The organism is Drancourtella sp. An12 (assembly GCF_002160935.1).
In the GTDB taxonomy this organism is placed as follows: domain Bacteria; phylum Bacillota; class Clostridia; order Lachnospirales; family Lachnospiraceae; genus Sellimonas; species Sellimonas catena.
Genome location: NZ_NFLO01000020.1, coordinates 14,667 through 25,893 on the forward strand (window position 1 = coordinate 14,667; position 11,227 = coordinate 25,893).

The window sequence follows — 11,227 nt, forward strand, 5'->3', positions numbered from 1 at the left end:
TTATGCAGATTTTAAATCAGTAAAGAGATAAGTTGACATTTTCCTCACTTTGTGTTAATAATTCAATCATGACAAATTGAATGGGATTCCCCTGCCGACAGATGGTCCGTCAGGGGAATCCTGTTTCAAGGTAGATGAAAAAATTTAAGATACATTAAGAAAAGGCAGATGAAGTATATGATTAGCAGAAATTTGAGACTTTCATCTGATCAGGAATTACTGGTTGGAATTGACGTTGGATCCACCACGACAAAGATCGTTGCGGTGGACCCGGAACAAGGGACAATCCTGTATTCAAATTACAGACGGCACCATGCAAAGCAGTTAAAAAGTGTCGTCCGCGCGGTAGAGGAATTCGCGCGGGAATGCCCGGATGTGCCGGTGCGGATCGCGCTGACCGGTTCGGGAGCCAAACCCGTTGCAAAGAAAATGGATGTCCCTTTTGTACAGGAGGTGGCGGCAAATGCCATCGCGCTTCAGGACAAGTATGAGTCCGTAGGGAGCGCCATTGAGCTTGGAGGACAGGATGCAAAGATGATCTTCTTCCGCAGGGAAGAGGGGACGGGAGCACTTCAGGTCGCAGACATGCGGATGAATGGAAGCTGTGCCGGAGGGACCGGCGCATTTATCGATGAGATCGCGTCCGTTCTCAAAGTTTCCGTGGAGGATTTCAATGCGCTGGCTGAACAGGGAACCTGTGTCTATGATATTTCAGGACGGTGCGGCGTGTATGCGAAGACCGATATCCAGCCTCTTTTGAACCAGGGAGTGGCCAAGTCCGATCTGGCCCTTTCTGCATTTCATGCGATTGCCAAGCAGACCATCGGCGGACTCGCCCAGGGACTGGAGATCGAGAAGCCGGTAGCATTTGAGGGAGGACCGCTTACATTCAATCCGGTTCTCGTCCGTGTTTTTGCCGAGCGTCTGGATCTCTCGCCGGAGGATATTTTAAGACCGGAACACCCGGAACTGATGGTGGCCTACGGTGCAGCCATCTCGCTGAAGACAATGTTTGACACGAAAAGCCGTACCGCTTCCGAGTACGCACAGCTTCTTCAGAATGCAAAAGAAGAAAAGGATGCCGACTCGAAAGAAGCCCGGCCGTTTTTTGCGTCTAAAGAAGAGGAAGAGATATTCCGCCGCAGACATGCGACAAAACCGGTGGAATGGAAACAGCCGGAACCGGGAGAGACGGTGAGAGCCTATCTGGGAATCGATTCGGGCAGTACGACGACAAAGTTTGTTCTGATCGGGGAAGACGAGGAAATTCTCGGCTCCTTCTATGCGCCGAATGAAGGGGAGCCGCTTATGGTGGCAAAGCGCGCCCTGATTGAGATGCGGGAGCGCTACAAAAAGGCGGGTGCCAGACTGGAAATCATTGCGGCAGGAACAACCGGATACGGCGAGCAGCTCTTCGCCAAGGCATTCCAGGCAGAGTACCATACCGTAGAGACGGTAGCACACGCAAGGGCGGTGCAGAAATATGTCAGTGATGCGACATTTATTCTAGATATCGGCGGACAGGACATGAAAGCGATCTGGATGGACAACGGTGTTATTACCAACATTCTTGTCAATGAGGCATGTTCATCAGGCTGCGGTTCCTTCCTGGAAAACTTCGCATCTACCTTGCAGATACCGTCAAAGCAGATCGCCGAGGTGGCATTTTCGTCCAGGCACCCGGCGGTGCTTGGAAGCCGGTGTACGGTCTTTATGAACAGCAGCATTATTACAGAGCAGAGAAACGGAAGACAGCCGGAGGATATCATGGCCGGTCTGTGCCGTTCCATTATAGAAAATGTCTTTACGAAAGTCGTCCGCATTTCCAACCGGGACTCTCTGGGAGACCGGATTGTCGTGCAGGGCGGCACGTTTGAAAATGATGCGGTAGTCCGGGCGATGGAAGAATACCTCGGGCGGGAAGTATTCCGGGCGCCGTATCCGGGCATCATGGGAGCCATCGGAATTGCGCTGATCGCAAAGGAACGCCATCAGAAAGAACCGGAGAAAAGGACGTTTATCGATCTGGACTCTCTGGATGATTTTTCCTATAAGCAGGAGTCCAATTCTCCGTGCCCGTTCTGCCAGAACCATTGTAAGAGGACGATCGTCACCTTCTCCAACGGCAATGCGTGGATCACGAACAACCGGTGTGAGAGGGGAACGGTGCTTGGCATGCCGGAGGATTCCAATGTTCGGCAGCAGTTAAAGGAAAAGACGCAGAAGGCAAATGCCGTGCCGAACCTGTTCCGGAAGCGGGAAAAGCTTCTGTTCCGGGAGTATCCGCATCCGGAGCTTGCACCGAAAAGGAACATTACCATCGGAATTCCGCGTGTCCTTTCCTTCTGGGAGACGATGCCGTTCTGGGTAACATTTTTTGAATCTCTGGGATTTGATGTAAAGATTTCGGATCCGAGTACAAGGAAGATTTATGAAAAAGGTCTTTCAGCGGTAACTTCAGATACAGTCTGCTTTCCGGCAAAGCTTGTCCACGGGCACCTGAGAAATCTGGCGTCCAAAAAGGTGGACCGGATTTTCATGCCATCGATCACGACGGTTCCGACCGAGAACACGGAAAAGACAAGTGAGTCCATGTGCGCGGTTGTAAAGGGATATCCGATTGTCGTGCGCAACTCGGACAATCCGGCGCAGATGTGGGGAATCCCGTATGACGCCCCGCTGTTCCACTGGTATACGAAGGAAGACCGGGACAGGCAGCTGACTCAGTATATGAAAGCGACCTTCCAGATCCCGGAAGAGATGACAAGACAGGCCATGGAAGCGGCAGACCGGGCGGAAGATACCTTCCACACCGAACTGAAAAAAGCGGGAAGCGCCATCCTTGAGGAAGTGACCCGTACCGGAAGATTCGCGGTGGTACTGGCGGCAAGGCCGTATCAGAATGATTCTCTGGTCAACCACGATCTGCCGGATATGTTCACGCGGATGGGAATCCCGGTGCTGACGGCGGACTCCCTGCCGGAGGCCAATGAGGTGGATTTAAGCAAAAGCCGGCTGGATATCGTAAACAACTACCATGCACGGATGATTTCTTCTGCAATCCTTGCGGCTGGCAACGAACATCTGGAATATGTGCAGATCGTAAGCTTTGGCTGCGGTCATGATGCATACCTTTCAGACGAAATCATCCGTCTCATGAAGGAGATTTCCGGTAAGACACCGCTTGTTTTGAAGCTGGATGAAAGTGATATTCAAGGACCGCTCCGAATCCGTGTCCGTTCCTTCCTGGAGACGGTAGCCATGGGAAGGGAGAAAAAACGGGGACTTGAACTTCATGAACTGAAAGATCCGTATCCGGTGAAATATACGAAAGAAAGCAGACAGGAAAAAGTTGTGTTGATCCCGAATACATCCCATGCCTTTTCCAGACTGATGGCAGCGGCCTATGCAGGGCAGGGAATCCGCACGGTTCCGCTGGAGATCGGTCGGGAGGAAGCGATCCGGCTCGGGAAGCAGTATGTGCACAATGATATCTGCTTCCCGGCACAGATTGTCATTGGCGAAGCTCTTGCGGCGCTGAAAAGCGGAAAGTACGATACCGACCATGTGGCAATCGCAATGGGAAAATATATCGGAGACTGCCGTCTTACCCATTACGGTGCGCTGCTTCGCAAGGCTCTGGATGATGCGGGATACGAGAATGTTCCGATTCTGACCAATGACGATATGGATTATCACAACCTGCATCCGGGCTTTCAGATGAATCTGCTTTCCGCCATGCGGATTGCCTTCGGTCTTCCGATGATCGATGTGCTGGAGGAACTTCTTCGGAAGATCCGGCCGTATGAGACGGAAGAAGGAAGTGCGGACCGGGCATTTGAAAAAGCAATGGATCAGGTGATAGGAGGACTGGGACGCTCCGGCATTTCCGGAATGAAGAAAGGCTTTAAAAAGGCCATCGAAATCATGAAACAGGTTTCATATGACCGGACAACCCCGCGGCCGCGGGTACTGATTGTCGGAGAGTACCTTCTGAATTTCCATCCGGGTGCCAATCATGAGATTGAAAGATATCTGGAAAACAACGGGTTTGAGATTGTTGAAGCGCGGATGACGGATGTAATCCGTAAGACTTATTTTTATAAAGACAGCCAGAACAGGGAATATCATCTGAAGAAGCCGGTCAAGGATAAGGTGTGGTTCCACACAGCAAATCAGATCTTCAATCTGGCCCACAACGTGACGGATTCGATCGCAAAAATGCATCCGCTTTATCGCCCGGCATGCAGAATGCAGGATCTGGTCAAGGACAGCGATCCGATCATTCATCATACGTTTGACGCGGGAGAAGGGGTGCTGATTCCGGGAGAAATACTGCACCACGCAAAGAATGGCTGTAAGTTCTTCGTTATTTTACAGCCGTTTGGATGTCTACCGAACCATGTGGTCGGAAGAGGAATTTCCAAGAGGCTCAAAGAGCGGTATCCGGATATCCAGATCCTGACGCTGGATTATGATCCGGATGTCAGTTTTGCAAATATAGAAAACCGGCTCCAGATGCTTGTAATGAATGCGAAAACACGGAAAGAATAGCAGGAAAACCGCCTCATCCGTTTTCCCATGTTTTTTTAGAAAATGCACACAAAATTCTTACAATTACACTTTATAATAGAAAAAATGAACCCGAAAAGGGGTACTGTCCATGGGGCAGGATGGAAGGAGGGGTAAGGATGAGGCGGATGCTGAGAAGGATGCTGATCGCGGATGATGACATGCATCTGAGAAAACTGGTATCGACTTACGCAGAACTGGAGGGATTCCAGTGCCAGGAGGCGGAAAATGCGCAGGAAGCAATCGACCTGCTGGATAAGACGGATTTTGATATATTGATTCTGGATATTATGATGCCGGGAAAGGACGGTTTTGAGGCTCTTGCGGAGATCCGGGAGCACTCACAGATCCCGGTGATCATGCTGACTGCAAGGAGCGAGGAGTATGACAAGCTTCTTGGATTTAATCTGGGCGCGGACGATTATGTCTCCAAGCCGTTCAGTCCGAAAGAACTGATGGCAAGAGTGAATGCGGTACTCAAAAGGACCGGAAGCGCGCCGAATATGATTTTACAGTTTGGTGATCTGAGGATTCAGATCGATGCGAGGCTGGTGGAAATCGGGGAGAAGACGATCAATCTGCCGCCAAAGGAATTTGATTTGCTGGTTAAGCTGGCACAAAATGAACACATTGTCCTGACAAGGGAACAGCTTCTGGAGACAGTATGGGGATACGAGTACCATGGAGATACAAGGACCGTAGATTCCCATGTCAAATCTCTGAGAGAGCATCTGGGAGACCGCCGGAAGCTGATTCAGACTGTGTGGGGAGTCGGATATAAATTTGAGTACAGAGAATAAAAAAAAGCACTGCCTTTTTTCCAGCATGATGGCGCGTCTCTGGCTCATCATGATGGCTCTTGTCATCTTTACGATCGCCCTGATGTGGGTTATCCAGATCCTTGTCCTGGAGAGAAATTATACCAAGGTGGCGATTGAAGGGATACAGGAACGGCTGGAACCGGTGGAGGAACAGCTCAACAGTGAAGATCTGGCAGACAATGATCAGCTGATTCCCTATTTGAGCAAGACGATTAACGGCAAGCTGATGATTGTCGATTCCGAAGGCCGGCTGGAAGCCATTTACAGTTACGGACACCAGCTGGACATCGATGAAGATGAGAAAAATATCAAGCCCTGGCAGAATATCAGAGACAGCGAAGAATACCAATCCATTTTGGACGGGGAGTCTTTCAGCAGGGAAGTGAGAGAAAGATCACAGCTGATATCTTATGAAATCGGGATTCCGGTCCTCTATAACGGAGAAAAGGAATATATTATTCTGACACAGAATTTTACGGAACTGAATCAGGTACTGGATATGAACCGCAGACAGCTGATCTTTTTCAGCGTTCTTCTGATGATTGCTTCGGCAATTCTGGCGCATATCCTTTCCAGAAAGTTTACGAAACCGATCCATATTATCAAAGGTACCGTAGATGACCTGGCAAAAGGGGATCTGACAGCGGTACCGAACCTGAAGCTGAATGATGAAGTCGGACAGCTGGCGGACTCCGTGGAAGAGCTTTCACGGGCACTTCGGAGAGTGGACGATCTACGGAAAGAAGTCATTGCCAATGTCTCTCATGAACTCCGTTCTCCTCTGGCCCTGATCGGAGGGTATGCGGAAATGGTCCGCGACATCCACTGGAAGGATGAGGAAAAACGTACGGAAGATCTGAACCTGATTATCCGGGAATCAAAGCGTATGAGCGAGATGGTAAATGATATTCTGGACTATTCTCAGCTTCAGACTGGCTATCTTCAGTTGAAAAAAGAATGGTACAACCTGTATGAAATCGTAGAATCTGAAATCATGTTTTGCGAGCCGAGTGCCAGAGAGTACGGAATTCAGCTTCGGTTTGTTTCGGATGAAACGGAGATTCCGGTATATGTAGATGCGCTGAAAATGAGCCAGGTGATCCGAAACCTTCTATATAATGCTTTGAATCATACTGAAAATAAAAAGGAAATTATCGTATCCCTGAAGACGGGAGAAGATGGCTGTCTTGTAGAAGTGAAAAATCCGGGAAATCCGATTCCGGGGGAGGAGCGGGAACTGATCTGGGAACGGTATCAGAGAAGCCAGCATCAGGCAGGACGCAGGGAAGGAACGGGTCTTGGGCTTTCTATTGTCAGTACGATCCTGAAGGCGCACGGCATGACCTATGGGGTGGATTATCAGGATCGGATGACGGTCTTCTGGTTCCGGACGTTAAAGGATGAGGAATCAAAATAGCAAAAAGATTATTCAAAGACCATTCAACAGGGGAAAGGGCGCATCCCTTTCTCCCTTTCTGAAAACAATTCTGTTTTATCAATTTGACCTATCATAAAATGATCACGAAAAGAGGATGTTATGAATATCGTATGTGAACTACTGTTTCTGACAGTACTTTTTGGCGCGGCAGTGTCGGACTGGAACGAAAGAAGGATTCCGGACCGTTATCCGGCACTTCTCCTGATTCCGGGGCTGCTTGCCGTTTTTACGGATACGTGGCAGCAGATGTCTCTTCTGCAGGCGGTGTCAGGGGCAGTGTCCAGTGCATTTCCGTTGTTTCTTTCCACCCTGCTTGTAAAGGGAGCATTTGGAGGCGGAGATATCAAACTGATGGCGGCAGCCGGCTTCTGCCTCGGAACAAGTCGGGGGATCCTTGGGCTGTTTCTGGGGCTTCTGTCGGGAGGAATCTATGGACTTGCCATGACAGCCGTCAAAAAGCGCAAAAAGAAAGAGACCATTCCCCTTGGCCCCTTTCTTGCCCTCGGTCTTGCGGCCGCAAGTATGCTTCCATAAATTTGTGAAAAAAAGAAGTGAGACTTGATTGCTTTGGAGAAAAATGTCATAATAAGCGTTATGAAGTAAAATGGACAGGCGGAGGAACACCATTGTATACATTAACAGGAATCATTATTCACGGAAAAGGAAATGGAAGAAAGGTCGGCATGCCGACGGCGAATCTACAGTATCAGAAAGAGGACAAACTTCCGGAGCACGGAGTCTACGGAGTTATGGCGTGGATTGACGGGAAGCGGTACGCAGGTGTCACCAATGTGGGGACAAGACCTTCGGTGGACAATGATCCGAAGACTACGGTGGAGACATATATACCGGGGCTTGACATGGACCTGTACGGGAAAAAAGTGATGATTGAGTTTTATCTTTTCCTGCGGGGGATTCAGAAGTTTGATTCCCTTGAGGAAGTCAAAAATCAGGTGGATCAGGATGTCCGCCGGACAAGAGACTATTTTCACAAGATATTTCCGGGAGGTTTTGCAAATGAGGAAGAGACGAAAGAGACGAGTTAAAAAGCGGGTGCTGATTCCGTTGATTCTCCTTGCCGTCTCAGTGGCCCTGATGGCTGCGTCGGTGTATGTAGACGGATTTGCCGACTGGCATACAGAGCATATCTATCCGGCTCTGACGGGCAGTATCGGGCGGATTTTCGGGCTGGTTCCGACCTCTGTGGCGGAGATCGGCCTGTATCTTTTTGTGCTGACTCTCATTTTTGGTTTTCTGTACATTCTGCTTTCGATTATCCATAAAAACTGGAATTTTTACCGGACGAAGAAGACAGCGGTCGTACTGCTGTGGACAGTATCGGTTCTTGCATTTCTATATGTGATCAACTGCGGGATCAATTACCGGAGCACCTCGTTTGCAGAGCGGAGCGGAATTCTTCCGCGGGACTATACCGTGGATGAACTGCGGAGCGTCTGCCTGACGCTGACTCAGGCGGTGCAGGATACGGAGCCTTCTGTTACAAGGGACGATGACGGGGAGCTTCTTTTTACAACCGATGCCGGAAAGAATGCGGTCCGGGCCATGCAGACACTGGGGGAAGACTACCGGGAACTGAAGGGTTATTATCCGGAGCCGAAAAAGCTGATTTTTTCGGAATTCCTTTCCATACAGTCACTGACGGGAATTTATTCCCCGTTTACGGCGGAAGCCAATTATAATGGGGACATGACTGCGTATAATATCCCGTTTACCATGTGCCACGAGCTCTCCCATCTGAAAGGGTTCATGCAGGAACAGGAGGCGAACTTCATCGCCTGGCTTGCGTGCGGCCGGTCGGATGTGGTGGAATTCCGGTACAGTGCGGCTTTATCCGGATGGCTGTATGCGACCAACCAGTTCTGGAATTATGATCAGGCATCTTACGAGGAACTTTACGGGATGCTTCCGGAAAACGCAAGGAAAGACCTTCAGAGAAATGATGCGTTCTGGGCAGAGCATGAAGGCAGGATTGCGGAGGTGTCCAATCAGATTAACGATGCCTATTTAAAGTCGAACGGGCAGGAAAACGGTGTGGAAAGCTATGACAAGATGGTGGATATGCTTGTTGTCTATCTGCTGGATCATGCGTCCGGGCAGGGCGCATCCTAAAACGGCTGCGCATATGCCTTTTACATAATGACAGAAAAGAAACAGGAGAAAAATATGAAAGTATTACGGCAATTTTTAATTATAATGATAATTTCACTTCTGGGAGAGATCCTTAACCGGATCCTCCCGTTTCCGGTTCCGGCCAGTGTTTATGGACTGGTGCTGATGTTGACGGCATTGATGACCGGATTAATCCGTGTGCCTCAGGTCAAAGAGGCATCGGTGATTTTAATCGAACTGATGCCGGTGATGTTTATTCCGGCGGCGGTAGGACTGATGACAGCCTGGGATAAGCTGCGCCCGGTGGTAGTGCCGGTGATAGTGATCACCTTTGTGACGACGCTTCTCGTCATGGTAGTGACCGGCATTGTGACGGAAAAGGTCATCGAGAAAACGGAGAAAGGAGCGGAAAAATAAGATGCAGAGTTTTATTGAACATTCCCTCTTTTTCGGACCGGTAATCAGTCTTGCGGTCTACGAAGGGGGGCTTCTGCTGAAACGGAAGTACAAACTTGCGGTGCTGAACCCGCTTCTGATCACAGCGATTGTACTGATCGCCTTTCTGGCGCTCACCAACGTAGAGTACGAGTCCTATAATGCAAGCGCCAAATATATCAGTTATTTTCTGACTCCGGCGACGGTTGCCCTTGCGGTGCCGCTTTACGAACAGCTCAAGCTTCTGAAGGAAAATCTGGCGGCTGTTCTGTGCGGGCTCCTGGCGGGCGTACTGACAAGCCTTGTCAGCATTTTTCTGTTATCCAAACTGTTCGGTTTAAACCACGAGCAGTATGTAACCCTGCTCCCGAAGTCCATCACCACAGCTATCGGGATGGGAGTCTCAGAGGAAATGGGTGGTATAACCGCCATCACCGTGGCGGTCATCTGTGTGACCGGAATGATCGGAGATATCACGTCAGAATGGCTTTATAAGATCTTAAAGATCCGCCATCCGATCGCAAAAGGACTGGCCCTTGGGACCGGCTCCCATGCGATGGGAACCGCCAAGGCCATGGAGATGGGCGAAGTCGAGGGAGCCATGGGAAGCCTTGCGATCGTCACGGCAGGACTTTTGACGGTTGTGGGCGCATCCTTTTTCGCACAGCTTATGTAAATGAAGGAAAAATGTGATATACTGATAACGTTGGCATGAAATGCGGAGCAATCCGCAGCGTTATAGAGAGTTATAAGGATTAAAAGAACGGACAGGAGGGTAAGACTATGATTATGTTTCAGAATGATTATGTGGAAGGAGCGCATCCGGCCGTCCTTCAGAAACTGATAGATACGAATATGGAGCAGAGTGTCGGGTACGGGGAAGATCCGTATTGCGAAGAGGCAAGAGCCCGGATCAGAAAAGCAGTTGGCCGGGAGGACGTGGACATCCATTTTCTTGTGGGCGGCACTCAGACCAATCTGACCGTGATCGACGCGGCACTTCGCCCGTATCAGGGTGCGCTTTGCACGCAGACCGGACATATCAATGTTCATGAAACCGGTGCTGTTGAGGCGTGCGGCCATAAAGTTCTTGCTCTGCCGGGCAAGGACGGAAAGATTACGGCGGCGCAGGTCAAAGAGGCCCATGACAGCCACTGGGCGGATGGAGCGCATGAACATATGGTACAGCCAAAGCTGGTATACATCTCACATCCGACAGAGCTTGGCACGCTGTATACAAAACAGGAACTGACAGATCTGAGAAAGGTCTGCGACGAGTGCGGACTGTATCTTTTCCTGGACGGTGCAAGGCTTGCCTATGGACTTGCAGCGGAAGGGACCGATGTGACGCTTTCTGACATTGCGGCACTGACAGATGCCTTTTATATCGGAGGCACCAAAGTGGGAGCGCTGTTCGGGGAGTGCGTCGTTATCAGCCATCCGGCGCTGAAGGAGGACTTCCGCTACCTGATCAAGCAGAAAGGCGGAATGCTCGCAAAGGGACGGCTCCTCGGCCTACAGTTCCTTGCCATGTTTGAGAATGACCTCTACATGGAGATGGGACGCCATGCGGACCGGCTTGCCATGAAGCTGAAAAAGGAGCTTCAGGAGAAAGGATACCGCTTCTATATGGACAGTATCACGAATCAGCAGTTCGTGATTGTGGAAGATACGAAATTACAGGAACTGGAAAAAGAATTCCTGTTTAACCATGAGACACGCTATGACGCAGACCATACGGTGATCAGGATCTGTACGTCATGGGCAACAAAAGAAGAACATATTGAAAAACTGCTTGCGGCATTTTAAGACGCCCGGCCCTGATGAAAAA

At 49.9% G+C, this 11,227-nt stretch carries 9 protein-coding genes; all 9 read left to right on the top strand.

The annotated features are described in order from the left end of the window. Positions 1–177: 177 nt before the first annotated feature. A complete protein-coding gene (locus B5E64_RS14380; RefSeq protein ID WP_087169190.1) occupies positions 178–4,554 on the top strand; it encodes an acyl-CoA dehydratase activase in 4,377 nt (1,458 codons plus the stop codon). A 137-nt stretch (positions 4,555–4,691) separates the two neighbouring features. Further along, a complete protein-coding gene (locus B5E64_RS14385; protein ID WP_330616794.1) occupies positions 4,692–5,372 on the top strand; it encodes a response regulator transcription factor in 681 nt (226 codons plus the stop codon). A 25-nt stretch (positions 5,373–5,397) separates the two neighbouring features. Further along, on the top strand, positions 5,398–6,810 hold the full coding sequence (locus B5E64_RS14390; RefSeq protein ID WP_140398868.1) for a HAMP domain-containing sensor histidine kinase: 1,413 nt from the start codon (positions 5,398–5,400) through the stop codon (positions 6,808–6,810). 120 nt (positions 6,811–6,930) lie between these two features. Beyond that, entirely contained in the window at positions 6,931–7,365 is a 435-nt protein-coding gene (locus tag B5E64_RS14395) for an A24 family peptidase (RefSeq protein WP_087169145.1), read from the top strand. A gap of 92 nt (positions 7,366–7,457) precedes the next feature. Beyond that, a complete protein-coding gene (locus B5E64_RS14400; RefSeq protein WP_162610197.1) occupies positions 7,458–7,877 on the top strand; it encodes a riboflavin kinase in 420 nt (139 codons plus the stop codon). After that, the gene (locus B5E64_RS14405; protein WP_162610198.1) at positions 7,849–8,961 is read left to right on the top strand and encodes a DUF3810 domain-containing protein; all 1,113 of its coding nucleotides are present in this window, start codon (positions 7,849–7,851) and stop codon (positions 8,959–8,961) included. Before B5E64_RS14400 ends, B5E64_RS14405 begins: the two co-directional genes overlap by 29 nt. 84 nt (positions 8,962–9,045) lie before the next feature. Continuing rightward, complete coding sequence (locus tag B5E64_RS14410) at positions 9,046–9,378, top strand: CidA/LrgA family protein (RefSeq protein WP_343284081.1); 333 nt, start codon at positions 9,046–9,048, stop codon at positions 9,376–9,378. 1 nt (position 9,379) lies between these two features. Further along, on the top strand, positions 9,380–10,072 hold the full coding sequence (locus tag B5E64_RS14415) for an LrgB family protein (protein WP_087169149.1): 693 nt from the start codon (positions 9,380–9,382) through the stop codon (positions 10,070–10,072). Positions 10,073–10,179: 107 nt separating this feature from the next. Further along, entirely contained in the window at positions 10,180–11,205 is a 1,026-nt protein-coding gene (locus B5E64_RS14420) for a low specificity L-threonine aldolase (RefSeq protein ID WP_087169150.1), read from the top strand. Positions 11,206–11,227 lie beyond the last annotated feature (22 nt).